This window comes from Escherichia sp. WS1368, assembly GCF_046487485.1.
Lineage (GTDB): Bacteria > Pseudomonadota > Gammaproteobacteria > Enterobacterales > Enterobacteriaceae > Escherichia > Escherichia coli.
Window position 1 is genome coordinate 227,605 of sequence record NZ_JBJQJI010000004.1, and the last position, 20,069, is coordinate 247,673.

The 20,069-nt window shown below is 49.9% G+C and carries 15 protein-coding genes and 1 pseudogene; 6 read left to right on the forward strand and 10 right to left on the reverse strand.

Annotated features, from left to right (window positions below; all coding sequences use genetic code 11):
• Nucleotides 1-19: 19 nt before the first annotated feature.
• Both serC and ACJHYD_RS12195 read right to left on the reverse strand, forming a co-directional pair.
• Nucleotides 20-1,108 (reverse strand): 3-phosphoserine/phosphohydroxythreonine transaminase, encoded by a 1,089-nt coding sequence (gene serC, locus ACJHYD_RS12190; protein WP_000057132.1) that lies wholly within the window; start codon nucleotides 1,106-1,108, stop codon nucleotides 20-22.
• 198 nt (nucleotides 1,109-1,306) lie between these two features.
• The gene (locus ACJHYD_RS12195) at nucleotides 1,307-1,999 is read right to left on the reverse strand and encodes a DUF421 domain-containing protein (protein WP_000642852.1); all 693 of its coding nucleotides are present in this window, start codon (nucleotides 1,997-1,999) and stop codon (nucleotides 1,307-1,309) included.
• A gap of 129 nt (nucleotides 2,000-2,128) precedes the next feature.
• Between ACJHYD_RS12195 and ycaO the strand changes: the two genes are divergently transcribed.
• From ycaO to ACJHYD_RS12220, 5 genes and pseudogenes are all read left to right on the forward strand, one after another.
• Complete coding sequence (ycaO, locus tag ACJHYD_RS12200; protein WP_001328457.1) at nucleotides 2,129-3,889, forward strand: 30S ribosomal protein S12 methylthiotransferase accessory factor YcaO; 1,761 nt, start codon at nucleotides 2,129-2,131, stop codon at nucleotides 3,887-3,889.
• Nucleotides 3,890-4,294: 405 nt separating this feature from the next.
• A complete protein-coding gene (gene focA, locus ACJHYD_RS12205; RefSeq protein ID WP_000642546.1) occupies nucleotides 4,295-5,152 on the forward strand; it encodes a formate transporter FocA in 858 nt (285 codons plus the stop codon).
• A 54-nt stretch (nucleotides 5,153-5,206) separates the two neighbouring features.
• A complete protein-coding gene (pflB, locus tag ACJHYD_RS12210) occupies nucleotides 5,207-7,489 on the forward strand; it encodes a formate C-acetyltransferase (RefSeq protein ID WP_001292809.1) in 2,283 nt (760 codons plus the stop codon).
• 191 nt (nucleotides 7,490-7,680) lie between these two features.
• Entirely contained in the window at nucleotides 7,681-8,421 is a 741-nt protein-coding gene (pflA, locus tag ACJHYD_RS12215) for a pyruvate formate lyase 1-activating protein (protein WP_000111043.1), read from the forward strand.
• Between the two features lie 98 nt (nucleotides 8,422-8,519).
• A pseudogene (locus ACJHYD_RS12220) lies at nucleotides 8,520-8,630 on the forward strand (LysR family transcriptional regulator); the annotation flags it as partial.
• On the opposite strand, the gene ACJHYD_RS12225 reads toward ACJHYD_RS12220, so the two are convergent.
• Together ACJHYD_RS12225 and ACJHYD_RS12230 are read right to left on the reverse strand one after the other, a co-directional pair.
• Entirely contained in the window at nucleotides 8,631-10,061 is a 1,431-nt protein-coding gene (locus ACJHYD_RS12225) for an APC family permease (protein WP_000918506.1), read from the reverse strand.
• Between the two features lie 209 nt (nucleotides 10,062-10,270).
• Nucleotides 10,271-11,419 (reverse strand): MFS transporter, encoded by a 1,149-nt coding sequence (locus tag ACJHYD_RS12230; RefSeq protein WP_000109295.1) that lies wholly within the window; start codon nucleotides 11,417-11,419, stop codon nucleotides 10,271-10,273.
• A gap of 314 nt (nucleotides 11,420-11,733) precedes the next feature.
• Between ACJHYD_RS12230 and ycaC the strand changes: the two genes are divergently transcribed.
• Nucleotides 11,734-12,360: an isochorismate family cysteine hydrolase YcaC gene (gene ycaC, locus ACJHYD_RS12235; protein WP_000165876.1), complete on the forward strand. Its 627-nt coding sequence runs from the start codon at nucleotides 11,734-11,736 to the stop codon at nucleotides 12,358-12,360.
• 34 nt (nucleotides 12,361-12,394) lie between these two features.
• On the opposite strand, the gene dmsC is transcribed toward ycaC, so the two are convergent.
• The 6 genes from dmsC to lolA all read right to left on the reverse strand — a co-directional run bounded on the left by dmsC (nucleotide 12,395) and on the right by lolA (nucleotide 19,919).
• Nucleotides 12,395-13,258: a dimethyl sulfoxide reductase anchor subunit DmsC gene (gene dmsC, locus ACJHYD_RS12240; RefSeq protein ID WP_069903775.1), complete on the reverse strand. Its 864-nt coding sequence runs from the start codon at nucleotides 13,256-13,258 to the stop codon at nucleotides 12,395-12,397.
• 1 nt (nucleotide 13,259) lies between these two features.
• Nucleotides 13,260-13,877 carry a dimethylsulfoxide reductase iron-sulfur subunit DmsB gene (gene dmsB / locus ACJHYD_RS12245; RefSeq protein WP_000213098.1) on the reverse strand — a complete coding sequence of 206 codons (618 nt, stop codon included), beginning with the start codon at nucleotides 13,875-13,877 and terminating at the stop codon, nucleotides 13,260-13,262.
• A 10-nt stretch (nucleotides 13,878-13,887) separates the two neighbouring features.
• Entirely contained in the window at nucleotides 13,888-16,332 is a 2,445-nt protein-coding gene (gene dmsA / locus ACJHYD_RS12250; RefSeq protein WP_000850305.1) for a dimethylsulfoxide reductase subunit A, read from the reverse strand.
• A gap of 238 nt (nucleotides 16,333-16,570) precedes the next feature.
• Nucleotides 16,571-17,863, reverse strand: a complete 1,293-nt coding sequence (serS, locus tag ACJHYD_RS12255) for a serine--tRNA ligase (RefSeq protein ID WP_000886683.1) — start codon at nucleotides 17,861-17,863, stop codon at nucleotides 16,571-16,573.
• 90 nt (nucleotides 17,864-17,953) lie between these two features.
• Nucleotides 17,954-19,297 (reverse strand): replication-associated recombination protein RarA, encoded by a 1,344-nt coding sequence (gene rarA / locus ACJHYD_RS12260; RefSeq protein WP_000067755.1) that lies wholly within the window; start codon nucleotides 19,295-19,297, stop codon nucleotides 17,954-17,956.
• 10 nt (nucleotides 19,298-19,307) lie between these two features.
• Complete coding sequence (gene lolA / locus ACJHYD_RS12265; protein ID WP_001522754.1) at nucleotides 19,308-19,919, reverse strand: outer membrane lipoprotein chaperone LolA; 612 nt, start codon at nucleotides 19,917-19,919, stop codon at nucleotides 19,308-19,310.
• Between the last annotated feature and the right edge of the window lie 150 nt (nucleotides 19,920-20,069).

Below are 20,069 nucleotides of genomic sequence, written 5' to 3' on the forward strand. Positions count from 1 at the left end.
ATTAAGCAAAATTTCGGCATTAGCCGTGACGGCGTTCGAACTCAACCATGAAGTCTGTCAGCGCTTTAACGCCTTCCAGCGGCATGGCGTTATAAATAGATGCGCGCATTCCGCCGACCACACGGTGACCTTTCAGCGCATGAAGGCCAGCAGCAAAAGACTCTTCAAGGAACAATTTGTCAAGCGCACTGTCCGCCAACTGGAACGGCACGTTCATCCGCGAACGGTTAGCTTTCGCCACGTCATTGCGGTAGAAATCGCTGTTATCAATCACCCCATACAGCAGTTCTGCTTTTTGCTGATTGATTTTATCCATTGCAGCTACACCGCCGTTCGCTTTCAGCCATTTAAAGACCAGACCAGACAGATACCAGGCAAATGTCGGCGGCGTGTTAAACATGGAGTCGTTATCGTTGAGAATGGAATAATCCAGAATCGACGGACACGCGATATTCGCTTTGCCCAGCAAATCTTCACGAACGATGACGATTGTCAGGCCAGCCGGGCCGATATTTTTCTGCGCGCCAGCGTAAATTACACCATAACGGCTGACGTCAATCGGACGGGAAAGAATGGTTGAAGAGAAGTCGGCGGCGACCACCACATCTTTGCCGAAGTCTGGCGTTTCGTCGATAGCGATACCGTCGATGGTTTCATTCGGGCAGTAATGCATATAAGCAGCATTATCAGAGAGTTGCCATTCGCGCATTGGCTTAACCGCGCGCAGACCATCAACAGTCACTTTGGCGTCGAAGACATTAGGCGTGCAATATTTTTTCGCTTCTTTAATGGCACTTGCCGCCCAGTAACCGGCATCAACATAATCTGCGGTGGTTTTATCACCGAGAATATTCAGCGGAACAGCAGCAAACTGACCGCGACCGCCGCCATGGCAGAACAATACTTTGTAGTTGGAGGGGATGTTAAGAAGATCGCGAAAATCCTTCTCGGCTTCCTCTGCAACCTGAATGAACTCTTTGCCCCGGTGACTCACTTCCATCACCGACGTACCAAGACCGTTCCAGTCACGCAGTTCCTGTTGAGCCTGTTTAAGCACCTCTGCCGGTAGCATTGCCGGACCAGAACTAAAATTGAAGATTTGAGCCATTTCCCCTCACCACGTTGCGTTGCTATTAACCCCCGGTCAATCGATTGCGACCGCGGGTAATATGTTATTCCTGTCGCTATCGGTTTTATCATTCAGTGACACGCATCGCAATGGGTAAAAGCGTTGAGGGCAAAAATGCGGCACGCGTCACACAACAGAATCTCTCGGATTATTACCAAAAAACCGATATTTTTGCTGTCAGGTCACCCGTTTAGCTCGACTTGCCTTCGTCCATTCTGGATTTGCACAGCGCGGACATAATTGTTTTTCCCCCGCGTTCATATGAATGATTTCACTGCAACGGATGCAGGCATAGTCCGCCGACTCCGGCACCACTTTGTAACGCTGAGTACAGTCACTGGGTAAAATAAGTAAGCCCGGTTTCACCTTGTCATCTTCAAAGAAATAAACACTGATTTGCCCGTTGGTTTCGAGAATCGCCAGACGTACTTGCCCCAACTGCTCTACACCGCGCAATCGTAGCTCCATAAAGAACTCAAATTCCGTCATGTTGGAGTTATTGAGTTTCGACCAGGCCAGCTCGCCATCTTCAATAATGACAACCGGCTTACCTTCCAGAAGATCTTCCAGTTTTTCACTGTGTGCCATCAACCACATTACCAGGCGGTATAACAACGCCAGAGTGATAAAGACGATAAGTACCGGGACCATCGGCACATCATCATAAAACGCCACATCTCCCGCCGCTGACCCCAGCGTCAGAATGATTAACACTTCAAACAGCGACATCTGCCGCACTCCGCGTCTTCCGGTCATTTTGAGGAACAAAAAAACCAGTACAAAGGTATACAGACTACGTAGTGCCACTTCGCCAAGGAAATCAAAAGGCACTTTATCAAATGCCATACGGTGGAGATCGAACGCCTTCATTTGTATGCTCTTATCGTGGTTTATCCGCTAAAAGCATAGTCAACAGATCATCGGCATGGCGGCGGTGATAGCGCCTTTGAGATAAAACCCGTATTATTGCGCGCTTTCCGTACGACTAAAGTGATTTTCATGACGCAAACATTTATCCCCGGCAAAGATGCCGCACTGGAAGATTCCATCGCTCGCTTCCAGCAAAAACTTTCAGACCTCGGCTTTCAGATTGAAGAGGCCTCCTGGCTGAATCCCGTGCCTAACGTCTGGTCTGTACATATTCGCGACAAAGAGTGCGCACTGTGTTTTACCAACGGTAAAGGCGCAACCAAAAAAGCGGCGCTGGCTTCTGCACTCGGTGAATATTTCGAGCGTCTCTCAACCAACTACTTTTTTGCTGATTTCTGGCTGGGCGAAACCATCGCCAACGGTCCGTTCGTGCATTATCCCAACGAAAAATGGTTCCCACTGAGCGAAAATGACGATGTGCCAGAAGGGCTGCTCGATGACCGTCTGCGCGCATTTTACGATCCGGAGAATGAATTGACCGGCAGTATGCTGATTGACCTGCAATCCGGTAACGAAGATCGTGGTATTTGCGGTCTGCCGTTTACGCGCCAGTCCGACAATCAGACCGTTTATATTCCGATGAATATCATTGGTAACCTGTACGTTTCTAACGGTATGTCCGCTGGCAATACCCGCAACGAAGCACGCGTTCAGGGGTTGTCCGAAGTTTTCGAACGCTACGTGAAAAACCGCATTATTGCTGAAAGCATCAGCTTGCCGGAAATCCCGGCAGACGTGCTGGCGCGTTACCCAGCGGTGGTTGAAGCCATCGAAACGCTGGAAGCAGAAGGTTTCCCAATCTTTGCTTATGATGGTTCGCTTGGCGGCCAGTATCCGGTGATTTGCGTGGTACTGTTTAATCCTGCTAACGGCACCTGCTTTGCCTCTTTCGGTGCGCATCCTGATTTTGGCGTAGCACTGGAACGTACCGTGACCGAGCTGCTGCAAGGTCGTGGCCTGAAAGATTTGGATGTGTTTACTCCGCCAACCTTCGATGATGAAGAAGTTGCTGAACATACCAACCTCGAAACGCACTTTATCGATTCCAGCGGTTTAATCTCCTGGGACCTGTTCAAGCAGGATGCCGATTATCCGTTTGTGGACTGGAATTTCTCCGGCACCACGGAGGAAGAGTTTGCTACGCTGATGGCTATCTTCAACAAAGAAGATAAAGAAGTTTATATTGCCGATTACGAGCATCTGGGCGTTTATGCTTGCCGAATTATCGTGCCTGGCATGTCCGATATTTATCCGGCTGAAGATCTGTGGCTGGCGAATAACAGTATGGGCAGCCATTTACGTGAAACGATTCTTTCGTTACCAGGCAGCGAGTGGGAAAAAGAAGATTACCTGAACCTCATCGAGCAACTGGATGAAGAAGGTTTTGATGACTTTACCCGCGTGCGTGAGCTGTTGGGTCTGGCGACCGGGTCGGATAACGGTTGGTACACCCTGCGTATCGGTGAATTAAAAGCCATGCTGGCGCTGGCTGGTGGCGATCTGGAACAGGCTCTGGTCTGGACCGAATGGACGATGGAGTTTAACTCATCAGTATTTAGTCCGGAACGCGCCAACTATTATCGCTGCCTGCAAACGTTGTTATTACTGGCGCAGGAAGAAGATCGCCAGCCGCTGCAATATTTGAATGCGTTTGTTCGCATGTACGGCGCAGATGCCGTGGAAGCCGCCAGTGCGGCAATGAGCGGCGAAGCGGCGTTTTATGGCTTGCAACCAGTAGATAGCGATCTGCACGCGTTCGCAGCACATCAGTCGTTGTTGAAGGCCTACGAAAAGCTGCAGCGCGCCAAAGCAGCATTCTGGGCAAAATAAAATCAAATAGCCTACGCAATGTAGGCTTAATGATTCGTCTGAGTTATATTACGGGGCGTTTTTTTAATGCCCCGCTTTACATATATTTGCATTAATAAAATAATTGTAATTATAAAGTTAAATGTCGGTAATTTGTATTTAATAAATACGATCGATATTGTTACTTCATTCGCCTGGTGCTCCCTTTTAATTAACTGTTTTAGCGGAGGATGCGGAAAAAATTCAACTCATTTGTTAATTTTTAAAATTTATTTTTATTTGGATAATCAAATATTTACTCCGTATTTGCATAAAAACCATGCGAGTTACGGGCCTATAAGCCAGGCGAGATATGATCTATATCAATTTCTCATCTATAATGCTTTGTTAGTATCTCGTCGCCGACTTAATAAAGAGAGAGTTAGTGTGAAAGCTGACAACCCTTTTGATCTTTTACTTCCTGCAGCAATGGCCAAAGTGGCCGAAGAGGCAGGTGTCTATAAAGCAACGAAACATCCGCTTAAGACTTTCTATCTGGCGATTACCGCCGGTGTTTTCATCTCAATCGCATTCGTCTTCTATATCACAGCAACCACTGGCACAGGAACAATGCCCTTCGGCATGGCAAAACTGGTTGGCGGCATTTGCTTCTCTCTGGGGCTGATTCTTTGTGTTGTCTGCGGAGCCGATCTCTTTACTTCCACAGTGTTGATTGTTGTTGCTAAGGCGAGTGGGCGAATCACCTGGGGTCAGTTGGCGAAAAACTGGCTAAATGTCTATTTTGGCAACCTGGTCGGCGCACTGCTGTTTGTACTTTTAATGTGGCTTTCCGGCGAGTATATGACCGCGAATGGTCAATGGGGACTAAACGTCCTACAAACCGCCGACCACAAAGTGCACCATACTTTTATTGAGGCCGTCTGCCTTGGTATCCTGGCAAACCTGATGGTATGTCTGGCAGTATGGATGAGTTATTCTGGCCGCAGCCTGATGGATAAAGCGTTCATTATGGTGCTGCCGGTCGCGATGTTTGTTGCCAGCGGTTTTGAGCACAGTATCGCAAACATGTTTATGATCCCGATGGGTATTGTAATCCGCGACTTCGCATCTCCGGAATTCTGGACCGCTGTCGGTTCTGCACCGGAAAATTTTTCTCACCTGACCGTGATGAACTTCATCACTGATAACCTGATTCCGGTTACGATCGGTAATATTATCGGCGGTGGTTTGTTGGTTGGGTTGACATACTGGGTCATTTACCTGCGTGAAAACGATCACCATTAATGGTTGTCGAAGTACGCAGTAAATAAAAAATCCACTTAAGAAGGTAGGTGTTACATGTCCGAGCTTAATGAAAAGTTAGCCACAGCCTGGGAAGGTTTTACCAAAGGTGACTGGCAGAATGAAGTAAACGTCCGTGACTTCATTCAGAAAAACTACACTCCGTACGAGGGTGACGAGTCCTTCCTGGCTGGCGCTACTGAAGCGACCACCACCCTGTGGGACAAAGTAATGGAAGGCGTTAAACTGGAAAACCGCACTCACGCGCCAGTTGACTTTGACACCGCTGTTGCTTCCACCATCACCTCTCACGACGCTGGCTACATCAACAAAGCGTTGGAAAAAGTTGTTGGTCTGCAGACTGAAGCTCCGCTGAAACGTGCTCTTATCCCGTTCGGTGGTATCAAAATGATCGAAGGTTCCTGCAAAGCGTACAACCGCGAACTGGACCCGATGATCAAAAAAATCTTCACTGAATACCGTAAAACTCACAACCAGGGCGTGTTCGACGTTTACACTCCGGACATCCTGCGTTGCCGTAAATCCGGTGTTCTGACCGGTCTGCCAGATGCTTATGGCCGTGGTCGTATCATCGGTGACTACCGTCGCGTTGCGCTGTACGGTATCGACTACCTGATGAAAGATAAACTTGCACAGTTCACCTCTCTGCAGGCTGATCTGGAAAACGGCGTAAACCTGGAACAGACTATCCGTCTGCGCGAAGAAATCGCTGAACAGCACCGCGCTCTGGGTCAGATGAAAGAAATGGCTGCGAAATACGGCTACGACATCTCTGGTCCGGCTACCAACGCTCAGGAAGCTATCCAGTGGACTTACTTCGGCTACCTGGCTGCTGTTAAGTCTCAGAACGGTGCTGCAATGTCCTTCGGTCGTACCTCCACCTTCCTGGATGTGTACATCGAACGTGACCTGAAAGCTGGCAAGATCACCGAACAAGAAGCGCAGGAAATGGTTGACCACCTGGTCATGAAACTGCGTATGGTTCGCTTCCTGCGTACTCCGGAATACGATGAACTGTTCTCTGGCGACCCGATCTGGGCAACCGAATCTATCGGTGGTATGGGCCTCGACGGTCGTACCCTGGTTACCAAAAACAGCTTCCGTTTCCTGAACACCCTGTACACCATGGGTCCGTCTCCGGAACCGAACATGACCATTCTGTGGTCCGAAAAACTGCCGCTGAACTTCAAGAAATTCGCTGCTAAAGTGTCCATCGACACCTCTTCTCTGCAGTATGAGAACGATGACCTGATGCGTCCGGACTTCAACAACGATGACTACGCTATCGCTTGCTGCGTAAGCCCGATGATCGTTGGTAAACAAATGCAGTTCTTCGGTGCGCGTGCAAACCTGGCGAAAACCATGCTGTACGCAATCAACGGCGGCGTTGACGAAAAACTGAAAATGCAGGTTGGTCCGAAGTCTGAGCCGATCAAAGGCGATCTCCTGAACTACGATGAAGTGATGGAGCGCATGGATCACTTCATGGACTGGCTGGCTAAACAGTACATCACTGCACTGAACATCATCCACTACATGCACGACAAGTACAGCTACGAAGCCTCTCTGATGGCGCTGCACGACCGTGACGTTATCCGCACCATGGCGTGTGGTATCGCTGGTCTGTCCGTTGCTGCTGACTCCCTGTCTGCAATCAAATATGCGAAAGTTAAACCGATTCGTGACGAAGACGGTCTGGCTATCGACTTCGAAATCGAAGGCGAATACCCGCAGTTTGGTAACAACGATCCGCGTGTAGATGACCTGGCTGTTGACCTGGTAGAACGTTTCATGAAGAAAATTCAGAAACTGCACACCTACCGTGACGCTATCCCGACTCAGTCTGTTCTGACCATCACTTCTAACGTTGTGTATGGTAAGAAAACTGGTAACACCCCAGACGGTCGTCGTGCTGGCGCGCCGTTCGGACCGGGTGCTAACCCGATGCACGGTCGTGACCAGAAAGGTGCAGTAGCCTCTCTGACTTCCGTTGCTAAACTGCCGTTTGCTTACGCTAAAGATGGTATCTCCTACACCTTCTCTATCGTTCCGAACGCACTGGGTAAAGACGACGAAGTTCGTAAGACCAACCTGGCTGGTCTGATGGATGGTTACTTCCACCACGAAGCATCCATCGAAGGTGGTCAGCACCTGAACGTTAACGTGATGAACCGTGAAATGCTGCTCGACGCGATGGAAAACCCGGAAAAATATCCGCAGCTGACCATCCGTGTATCTGGCTACGCAGTACGTTTCAACTCGCTGACTAAAGAACAGCAGCAGGACGTTATTACTCGTACCTTCACTCAATCTATGTAATTAGATTTGACTGAAATCGTACAGTAAAAAGCGTACAATAAAGGCTCCACGAAAGTGGGGCCTTTTTTAGCACGAGAGCCTTTTTTGTCAGCTATCTATACTTTAAGGTGACTGCCAAAACAGACTCGACGTAGCCTTCGAGCTGCGCACCAACACGGCCTCAGATGGGCCACATCTGGAGAAACACCGCAATGTCAGTTATTGGTCGCATTCACTCCTTTGAATCCTGTGGAACCGTAGACGGCCCGGGTATTCGCTTTATCACCTTTTTCCAGGGCTGCCTGATGCGCTGCCTGTATTGTCATAACCGCGACACCTGGGACACGCATGGCGGTAAAGAAGTTACCGTTGAAGATTTAATGAAAGAGGTGGTGACCTATCGCCACTTTATGAACGCTTCCGGCGGCGGCGTTACCGCATCCGGCGGTGAAGCAATCCTGCAAGCTGAGTTTGTTCGTGACTGGTTCCGCGCCTGCAAAAAAGAAGGCATTCATACCTGTCTGGACACCAACGGTTTTGTTCGTCGTTACGATCCGGTGATTGATGAACTGCTGGAAGTAACCGACCTGGTAATGCTCGATCTCAAACAGATGAACGACGAGATCCACCAAAATCTGGTTGGAGTTTCAAACCACCGCACGCTGGAGTTCGCCAAATATCTGGCGAACAAAAATGTGAAGGTGTGGATCCGCTACGTTGTTGTGCCAGGCTGGTCTGACGATGACGATTCAGCGCATCGCCTCGGTGAATTTACCCGTGATATGGGCAACGTTGAGAAAATCGAGCTTCTCCCCTACCACGAACTGGGCAAACACAAATGGGTGGCGATGGGTGAAGAATACAAACTTGATGGTGTTAAACCACCGAAGAAAGAAACCATGGAACGCGTGAAAGGCATTCTTGAGCAGTACGGTCATAAGGTAATGTTCTAATTTCCCCGTAAAGCGGCAACTTTTTTGAGTTGCCGCTTTTTTATTCCGCGCTGCATAAATAATTCAGAGCTCTATTTCTAACGCCCTTACAGCACAGCTTCCAAATGTATTACCCAAACCGCCAGTATATGTCCTGCGGCTTGCGCGCATTTCTCGATTATGTAAAAACGGGTCAGATCTGCCAGAGTCAGCGTCACCGACCACAATAATTATTTGCTATTCGCTTTACGCGCCAGCAGCGGGAATATCAGCCCTAATCCCACCAGCACAAACGGCGTTGCAACATTCAGCGCCAACTGGAATGTCCACTCTGCGGTGAAGGCTTCCATTTTCGGGAAAATACCAGTCAGGCAGGCAAAAGCGGTAAAGGCAAAACACCAAATTCCGACGGTCATTGCCAGCGGCTTATTACGAATAAAGACATATTCCGGCTTATATTTCTGCGCCAGGCGAACAACTGCAATAAATGCAACAAATACCCATAAATAACGCAGCGGCATCACTACCGAATTAAGGTTCAACAGCCATTTATAGAGATTGTTCATATCACCAATGCCGAGAGTCGGCAGCATTATCAGGATCGCCACCAGCACCAGGGTCAGAAAATAGCCATTAACGGGCGTACCAGAAGCGTTGGTACGACATAAACTGGCTGGAATATATTTGCTGTCAGCATCGCCTAATAACACTTTAAGCGGCGCATCAATCGAGAATACCAGCGCAGCTACTTGTCCCAGGGTATTCGCAATGGCATAAATCACCATTAAAGTATTACCCATGTTGTAATACTCGCCCAGCTTCTGAAAGGCGTAATACTGACCGTTAGTCATTAAGTCATCCGGGATATTACGCGAGTCAAACATCATCCCCATCGCCAGTGAGCCCAGAATGGCACAAACCGCAACCATCACCGCAAGGCATAACATCCCTTTTGGAAATTCTTTTCCTGGGTTGCGCGTTTGATTAACGTAAGGAGAAATCTTCTCTGCTCCGCCAACCGCGAAAACCAGCATTGAAATAGTGGTAATGTAGGTAAAGTCGATATGAGGAATGAACGTTTCCCAGGTAATGTTTGTGGTCGCAATATGCACTTCAGTAATCGCAGGCGCGGTTACCGCCATCGCCACATACAGGAGCGACATAACAAACATCGCAATCCCTGCCACAGAACCGACGATTTTCAGCGATTTCATACCGCGTGAAGCAACCCACATAAAGAAGATAAACAGCACCAGCGTTAACCCCTGTAACGCTACGACTGAATATTCTTTGATTAACGAACCGTCGCCTTTCATCGCCCAACCGAGCGCAATCAGTATTGCCTGGGGTTTTTGTGCCAGATAGGGAATATGCACTACCCAGTAGGTCCACGCGGCGAGGTAAGCCAGTCCGGGTCCCATCGTGTGTTTAATCCAGGTACTGACCCCGCCCTTCCCATCTTTGAAGGTCGAGCCTAACTGACCAACAATTAGCGCATAAGGTGTGAAATAGAGCGCAAAGATAAACACCCATGAAAAAACAACCACCAGCCCCTGGTTGGCGTAGTTATTAACAACGTTGCCAAAACCCCAGACAGTGATAAAAGACATCAGCGCAATGTTGTACCATCGCAGCTGTTTTTCCTGAACATTCCCAGCCATAGACAAATCCTTCGCCAAAATTAAAGGGGCATCTGTAAAACGAGGGATTATGCGCGGCAAATAAGAAGTGCGGAAATAGCGAAATGCAAAATTATAACCTGCTGCACATTTTATTTTTAAACGAATAAAATTTGGAATAAAGCAAGTCAGATAGAAGAAACAAAAAAGCAGAGTGTGAAACAGTAAGTTCACACTCTGCTTGAATTCATTTACACGTGAGCAACGGGTTTCGGCGTATGACCGGCGTTGCGAAGCAGCATCAGCAAATAGATAAACGATACGCTGGCGATCATGATAAACAATAAATTATCGGAGAAATTCTGCATTAGCATAGCGGTAAATGACGGGCCAAGCAGACTTCCCACGGTATAGCTCAACAGTAAGGCCTGGTTCATCGCCACCAGTTGATGATGTTCAACTTTCTCGCAAGCCCAGGCCATCGCCACCGGATATAGCGTAAAGCCAGCGGCACCGAGGATGAATAACGCTGGGGCCATCGCCGCCTGGCTAAGCATCGCGATACTGCCGAGAATGACGACAAAGACCTGAACACGCAACACCAGCAGTCGACCAAACTTATCCGCCAGACGTCCAATCGGCCATTGTCCAAGGATACCCGCACTGACCAGTACCGCCATCCAGAAACCAATGCTGGCATTGCTCACCCCTTTGTGATTGAGGTACAGCGGCATCAGGCCATATAGAGATCCCAGAACGATTCCTGAGATAATGCAGCCATTCACGCCAAGCCGCGCCTGACGGAGTTTTAGCATTGACGTAATTGACGTCGAATCATGGTTTTCAGCCTGCTGATTCAGCACACGCGTAAACAACAGCGGTAAGATCCCTGCCAACGTCAAACCTGTAACCCACGGCAATACGGACATCAGCTCGGTTGAAACTTTGCTGACCAGTAACTGGCCTAAAAACGTTCCCACGTAATAAACCATCATATACGCAGCAAGCAAACGCCCACGGTTACGTGACGTCCCACTGCACATCAGCGCGCTCTCAACAACCACCCAAATCATGGCACAGCCGACGCCGGCGACAAAACGCCAAGCCAACCAGCTCCAGAATCCAATCATCAGGCCAAGGCCGGCACAGCCAGCGGCAAAAATGAAGGAGGCCAGATAATAGCTGCGGTTAAAGCCAATGCGCTTAATGACATACCCTGTCAGCAATGTACCGACCAGGTTGCCGGTAAAATAGGATGAGCTGACAACGCCTACCTGCCATGTGGACATGTGTTCCTGGGCGAGCCAAAGCGGCACGAGTGTATTTAACACTGCGATCGCCAGAGTCAACAAAAGCAGGCCAGACAGCAAAAGCATGACAGGCCGGGTATACGTGGACATGAATTAAAACCGTGAGGAAGTTCAAATTTCATGCGCATCATGCCACCGCCAAAAACATTGTCAATGGGTGAAAATACGCGCATATCGCAGCGGAGGTATTATCGATTTATATTACTCATTCATAACGCTAATGCTGGAGAGACGATTAATCTCATCTGATTGTTTTTATTGATCTAACACAAATTTCATACGCTTCGTTCAGTCGAAAAATTTCATGGTCACAGCAAACTCATATTTCCCGTCTATGCTTTCAGAGCAATGCATCGCGTCTGACCGATTTCAGACGTACCACTGACTCTCGAAAGGAGAAGAGGATGACCAAACCGTATGTTCGTCTTGATAAAAATGATGCTGCCGTTTTGCTTGTTGATCACCAGGCTGGTTTACTTTCCCTTGTACGGGATATCGAACCCGATAAGTTTAAAAATAACGTGCTGGCGCTGGGTGACCTGGCTAAGTATTTCAACTTACCAACTATTCTTACCACCAGTTTTGAAACCGGTCCTAACGGCCCATTAGTTCCAGAACTGAAAGCACAATTCCCCGATGCACCTTACATTGCTCGCCCGGGCAATATTAACGCCTGGGATAACGAAGATTTTGTAAAAGCAGTCAAAGCGACAGGTAAAAAACAGTTAATTATTGCCGGTGTGGTAACCGAAGTTTGCGTGGCATTCCCGGCGCTTTCAGCCATTGAAGAAGGGTTTGACGTCTTTGTCGTGACTGACGCGTCAGGGACCTTTAATGAAATTACCCGGCATTCGGCGTGGGATCGCATGTCGCAAGCTGGTGCGCAATTGATGACATGGTTCGGCGTGGCTTGCGAGCTGCATCGCGACTGGCGTAATGATATTGAAGGACTGGCGACGTTGTTCTCTAACCATATTCCTGATTATCGTAATTTGATGACCAGTTATGACACGTTAACGAAGCAGAAATAAAAGAGAACCGGGGCCGAAACCCCGGTTGTTATGATTAGCTTGCGACGGCCATCCCCACGGTCATATGCAAACCATAGAATACGCCACGACCGATTAATTCCCCTGCCAGAAGCAGAATGAATGATACGGAAAGTAGCGGAACCGCAGGCTGATAACCTTTTAGCTGTGGTGCAATCCACAAGCACAGGGCAACAGCCAAAAGCACGATCCGCCAGGACAACAGCGCACCATAGTCCGGCACCAGCGCTGCGGCCTGCTGCACAGAGCTATGAATAGTCGCCAGCTCTGCGCCCTGCATCACTGACACCACGCCACTCACTACCAGGGCCAGTACAGAAATGGCTGGCAGCAGACGCATCGCCCAGCCATCGACGCCAGCCAGACTCAGCAACAGGTAACCCAGTAACGGGCCGCCCATAAACATCGTCAGGAAGAAGCCCATCGGCGTCCAGATGCTGTACCAGGTCGGAACGGTATCAATGCTGTTATACACACGCACCATCATCCAGACAAAGATGACGCCAAGAACCATCGTCACTATCAGCCAGAGCGTACGCAATGCCGGTGACAGCTTTTTCAGCATTGCCAGCAACCAGCCGATGCCACCAACAGCAAAAAAGATCGAACCGCTGGCGATTTCGTTACTGAGTGCTGAAGCCCCTACCCGGTTGAGCGAGTTAAAGGCGCGCATCGGTGAACCAAGATGAAGCATAGAGGCGATAAAGCCAATGCCCATCAGCACCCATAAACCAAACATGCAGGCAATAACACGCTGCTGGGCTTCTGCTCGCAGGTCGCCTTTGAGCAGCGCCAAAGCCAGAACGATAAAACCACCCGCTACACATTGCCCGAAGACCGTGAAGATCATCAGCGGCCATTCATGCCATCCACTTCCCATCTCACACCTCCTTCGGGTTTGCCAGATAGCCAGTGGTATCCCCGGTCGGGCGGCTGTTGGCATTGGGTTTGATCACAATATTCGGTTTGGTAAAGTGAGCTCGCGGCAACGGCGCAACGGCCGCCAGATCGCCATGTTTTTTACGCAGCTCGTCGATAGGGCCGAAATCCAGCGCCCGCAGCGGGCAAGATTCAACACAGATCGGCTTTTTCCCCTCCGCAACACGGTCATAACAACCATCGCATTTGGTCATATGGCCTTTCGTTTCGTTATATTGCGGTGCGCCATACGGGCAAGCCATATGGCAGTAGCGGCAGCCAATGCACACATCTTCATCGACTACAACAAAACCATCTTCACGTTTATGCATCGCACCACTCGGGCAGACTTTAGTACAAGCCGGATCTTCGCAGTGGTTGCACGAAATCGACAGATAGTAGGCAAACACGTTCTGGTGCCAGACACCGTTATCTTCCTGCCAGTCGCCACCAGCATATTCATAAATGCGGCGGAAGCTGACTTCCGGCGTCAGATCTTTATAGTCTTTACAGGCCAGCTCGCAGGTTTTGCAACCGGTGCAACGGCTGGAATCAATAAAAAATCCATACTGGGTTGTCATCGGTTACTCCTTACACCTTTTCAACCTGAACAAGGTTTGTATGTGACGGATTCCCCTTAGCGAGAGGAGACGGACGTTGAGTGGTCAGTACGTTGATACAACCTCCCTTATCGACACGTTTTGCATCCGGGTCATACCAGGCACCTTCACCCAGTGCGACCACACCCGGCATCATTCGTGGCGTCACTTTCGCCTCAATATGAACCTCACCACGATCGTTAAAGATCCTGACTTTATCGCCGTTGTTGATACCGCGTTTTTGGGCATCAAGCGGGTTGATCCACATTTCCTGACGGCAAGCCGCTTTCAGCACATCAACGTTGCCGTAAGTTGAGTGAACGCGAGATTTGTAGTGGAAGCCAGTAAGCTGCAGCGGATATTGTTTGTTCAGCGGATCCTGATAACTTTCAAAGCCCGGCGTATAGATCGGCAGTGGATCGATCACATCGCCTTCTGGCAATTCCCAGGTCGCGGCAATGTCAGCCAGCGCCTGCGAATAAATCTCAATTTTACCCGATGGCGTGGTCAGTGGATTTGCCTGAGGATCTTCACGGAAAGCTTTATAAGCAACGTGGTGCCCTTGTGGGTCGCGCTTTTTAAAGATCCCCTGCTTGCGGAACTCTTCAAACGTTGGCAGTTCAGGAATCGCTTCCCGCGACTGGGCATACAGATGCCGCATCCACTCTTCCTGTGTACGGCCTTCAGTAAACTGTTGCTCAACGCCAAGACGTTTTGCCAGTTCGCTGGTCATTTCATAGATGGTCTTACATTCAAAGCGCGGTTTAATCACCTGATCGTTGAAAATCACGTAAGACATATTCCCGCAGGATGCATCCAGTGCAAAGTCCATCTGTTCGGAAGCGGTGCAGTCAGGCAGCAGGATGTCAGCATATTTCGCTGATGAGGTCATGTGGCAGTCGATAACCACAATCAGCTCGCACTTCTTATCATCCTGAAGGATTTCATGGGTACGGTTGATTTCAGAATGCTGGTTAATCAGGCAGTTACCGGCATAGTTCCAGATCATTTTGATCGGCACATCCAGCTTATCTTTCCCGCGCACACCATCACGCAGCGCTGTCATTTCCGGGCCACGTTCAATGGCATCGGTCCACATAAACATAGAAATGCTGGTCTGGATCGGGTTTTCGAGGGTCGGCATACGCACAAACGGTAAGCTGTATGAACCTTCACGCGCGCCGCTGTTCCCTCCATTAATACCAACGTTACCGGTCAGAATCGCCAGCATCGAGATAGCACGGGTTGCGATTTCACCGTTAGCGTGACGCTGCGGGCCCCATCCCTGGCTGATAAACGCCGGTTTGGTACTACCGATTTCACGAGCCAATTTGATGATTTTGTCTGCCGGAACACCGGTGATTTGCGAGGCCCATTCCGGCGTTTTAGCTACGCCATCTGGCCCTTCACCCAGAATATAAGCTTTATAGTGACCATTTTTCGGCGCACTGGCAGGCAGTGTTTTCTCGTCGTAGCCAACGCAATATTTATCGAGGAATGCCTGATCCACCAGGTTTTCGGTGATCATGACATACGCCAGACCGTTAACCAGTGCGGCATCTGTTCCCGGACGAATAGGGATCCACTCATCTTCGCGCCCGGCTCCGGTGTCGGTATAGCGCGGATCGATGATGATCATGCGAGCATTAGATTTCTGACGCGCCTGTTCAAGATAGTAAGTCACCCCACCGCCACTCATTCGCGTTTCGCCAGGGTTATTACCAAACAGCACTACCAGTTTACTGTTTTCGATATCCGACGGGCTGTTACCATCTGCCCAGCCGCCGTAGGTATAGTTCAAACCTTCCGCAATTTGCGCGGAAGAGTAGTCACCGTAATGGTTCAGATAACCGCCGCAGCAGTTCATCAGGCGAGCGACCAGGGTATTTCCCGGCGGCCAGGAGCGGGTCATGGTGCCACCCAGCGTACCGGTGCCATAGTTCAGATAGATGGATTCGTTGCCGTACTCTTTGATCAGGCGCTGCATATTGGTCGCGATGATGTCGTAGGCTTCTTCCCAGCTAATGCGCTCGAATTTGCCTTCACCGCGCGCTCCGACTCGTTTCATCGGATATTTCAGGCGGTCCGGATTGTAGACACGGCGACGCATGGAACGACCACGCAGACAGGCGCGCACCTGGTGCAGGCCGTCATAGTTGTCATCGCCAGTATTATCCGTTTCAACATATTTGATTTCACCGTCCACGACGTGCATACGTAGCGGGCAGCGACTACCACAGTTAACTGTACAGGCGCTCCAGATAACCTTTTCGTCTGATTTTGTTGGAATGGCGCTATCGACAGCGTGCGCAATCCGACTAAAAGGTAATGTTAACGCGCTGCTGGCCATTGCCAGGCCGCCGATCGCTGTCGTTTTTACCAAACCACGGCGACTCACCTCAGCAGCCAATACCGCATCAGGGATTTTCGTTTTCATAATGGCTCACTCAAGCTTGCTCACGATTGATTCCAGTAACAAACCGTATTGTGTAATTATTTCTATAGCAGGTCGCTATATAGGCTTGTATACATCGAATAATTTGAAAATCAAAGAGATAGGTAGATTTTCACTCGAAAGTAGTATTACGTGTAAGTGAGGAGTAATTATTGTTCGGTATCAAAGGGAGACAAAAAAAGCGCCCGCAGGCGCTTTTTAGATTCAGAAAAATTGGGTATTAGCCAATATATTCCAGTCCGTTCATATACGGACGCAGAACTTCTGGTACTTCAATACGACCATCAGCCTGCTGATAGTTTTCCATTACTGCAACCAGCGTACGACCAACAGCCAGACCAGAACCGTTCAGGGTATGAACCAGACGGGTTTTCTTGTCCGACTTGCTGCGGCAACGTGCCTGCATACGACGTGCCTGGAAATCCCAAACGTTGGAGCAGGAAGAGATCTCACGGTAGGTGTTCTGTGCCGGGATCCATACTTCCAGGTCGTAAGTTTTGCAAGCACCAAAGCCCATGTCGCCGGTACAAAGGATGATTTTACGGTACGGCAGGCCCAGCAACTGCAGGACTTTTTCTGCATGACCAGTCATCTCTTCCAGCGCCGCCATTGAGTCTTCCGGGCGCACGATCTGCACCATTTCAACTTTGTCGAACTGGTGCATACGGATCAGACCACGGGTGTCACGACCATATGAACCGGCTTCAGAACGGAAGCATGGGGTGTGGGCGGTCATCTTAATTGGCAGATCATCTTCATCGATGATTTCACCGCGCACCAGGTTGGTCAGCGGAACTTCTGCCGTTGGGATCAGCGCATAGTTACTGGTGTCTGCTTCTTCTTCCAGCGGACGAGTATGGAACAGATCGCCAGCAAATTTCGGCAGCTGACCCGTACCGTACAGCGTGTCCTGGTTAACCAGGTACGGAACATAGTTCTCACTGTAGCCATGCTGTTCGGTATGCAGATCCAGCATAAACTGCGATAGTGCGCGGTGCATGCGAGCAATCTGCCCTTTCATTACCACAAAGCGGGAACCGGTCAACTTAACTGCGGCTGCAAAGTCGAGGCCAGAGTGCATTTCACCCAGCGTCACATGGTCACGAACTTCAAAGTCAAACTCACGCGGGGTGCCCCAGCGGCTGACTTCAACGTTGTCATTTTCGTCTTTACCTACCGGCACTTCATCTGCAGGCAGGTTAGGGATGGTTAGCGCGATATCGCGAATTTCAGCCTGTAAAGCATCCAGCTCGGCTTTTGCTGCATCCAGCTCTTCGCCCAGTTTGTTCACTTCCAGACGTAAAGGCTCGATATCTTCCCCGCGCGCTTTCGCCTGGCCAATGGATTTCGATCGGGAGTTACGCTCCGCTTGCAGGTTTTCCGTTTTGACCTGCAATACTTTACGACGCTCTTCAAGAGCGCCCAGCTTATCTACATCCAGCTTAAAGCCCCGGCGTGCCAGTTTTTCAGCGACTGCGTCTGGCTCATTACGCAGCAGATTGGGATCGAGCATGCTTATCCTGTGCTTATCGAATTAAATGGGAGATGTGGCCACAGCCTGCGACCACAGGGATACAGTAACAACATTACCGCAACGATAACATTAACGGTAGCGTTTTATGGGGCTATTTTGATCCTGTTCAGCCAGCCAGGCGAGCTTTTCGCCAATCTTGCCTTCAAGGCCCCTGTTTGTCGGGAAATAATAGCGTGTTTGTGCTATTTCCGGCGGGAAGTAAACCTCACCGGCAGCATAAGCGTTTGCTTCATCATGAGCGTAACGATATTCCTGCCCGTAGCCCATTTCCTTCATTAATTTCGTCGGCGCATTACGCAAATGAACCGGCACGTCATAATCCGGACGTTCGCGAGCATCCGCCAGCGCGGCTTTAAACGCAGTGTAGACAGCGTTGCTTTTTGGCGCGCAGGCCAGGTAAACAATCGCCTGAGCAATGGCGCGTTCTCCTTCCGCCGGGCCAACTCGGGTAAAGCAATCCCAGGCCGCAATTGCCACCTGCATCGCTCGTGGATCAGCATTACCCACATCTTCCGACGCTATCGCCAGACAGCGACGCGCGACATATAACGGATCGCCACCGGCAGTAATAATTCGCGCATACCAGTACAGCGCCGCATCGGGTGCGCTACCACGTACCGACTTATGCAGTGCGGAAATGAGATCGTAAAAGCGATCGCCTTTGTTATCAAAGCGGGCGCTACGTTCACCGGCGATTTCGGTCAGTAATTCAGGCTTCAGGACCCGCTTACCGCTATCATCGACTTCGGCCATATCCGCCATCATTTCCAGCGTATTTAACGCCCGGCGCGCGTCGCCATTCACCAGTTCAGCAATGGCGCGTCGCGTTTCATCTGGCAGAACTATATCCTGACCACCATAGCCACGGGTTTTGTCTTCCATCGCCTGAGTAAGCACCTGCTCAATATCCTCTGTACTCAGGGATTTCAGCAGATAGACACGGGCACGGGAAAGCAGTGCCGAGTTAAGTTCAAACGACGGGTTTTCAGTGGTTGCGCCAATAAAAGTGATGGTGCCGTCTTCAATATGTGGCAGAAATGCATCCTGCTGGCTTTTGTTGAATCGGTGAACTTCGTCAACAAAAAGAATAGTGCGGCGACCAGCATTGCGGTTTTGCCGAGCGCGCTCGATCGCCTCGCGAATCTCTTTCACGCCAGAAGTAACGGCAGAAATACGTTCCACATCAGCGTTCGCATAGCGGGCAATCACTTCAGCGAGGGTTGTTTTGCCGGTACCCGGTGGCCCCCAGAGGATCATAGAATGCAAATGCCCGGCTTCGATAGCACGCGGCAACGGCTTCCCCGCAGCCAACAAATGTTGCTGGCCGATATACTGTGCTAAATTTTCTGGCCGCATACGCGCGGCCAGAGGTTGAAAAGTATTATCCGAAAAATCGAGCGACAGATTGCTCACTCAGGTGCCTCTACTTACGTTGATCATCTACCGTTACGCCTTGCGGCGGGGTGAAGGTAAATTTCGCTGCATCCACAGTCCCATTTTGCTGGGATTTCAGCTGATAACTGCTGCGCTGATCGTCCTGCTCCACCGCGCTAAACTGATGGATTGTGCCATCACGTCCCACGTTAATGGTGAACTGCTTCAGATTGCCATTGCTGGCTTTCGGCGTCAGGACAAAGTCATCGCCATTCTGTTTGATATTGTACTGCTGCCAGTCGCTGGACTGGTTGCGGGCAATCAGCATAAACGGCGTATTACCGGTGGCATCTTTCAGCCAGGTTGCCGTAGCTTGCTCAACGAACGGGTTATAGAACCACAGTGTTTTACCGTCAGAAACCAGAATGCTTTCATCAGGTTGAGTCATATGCCAGTTGAATAAGTTTGGACGTTTCACCCACAGATCGCCCTGGCCTTCCTGCACCGCCGCGCCGCTACCGTCAGTCACTTTTTGTGTGAAGCTGGCGTGGAAGCTGCTGACTTTATCCAGGCGGCTTTTAAGATCGCTTGCGGCATCAGCCCAAACGCTGCTTGCTACTAAGCTTGAGAGTAATGCACAGGTGATGGCAATTTTTTTCATCATTATTCCTCAAATTACGTCACTCCCGATCGGGAGTTCCCTCTACTCTCTATTCCAGGCTAATAATCAGCTTGAGGAAAGAAGAAAATACTGAATTTTCAGTTGTTAGAGTGCCGGATGCGACGCTACCGAGCCTTATCCGGCCTACGA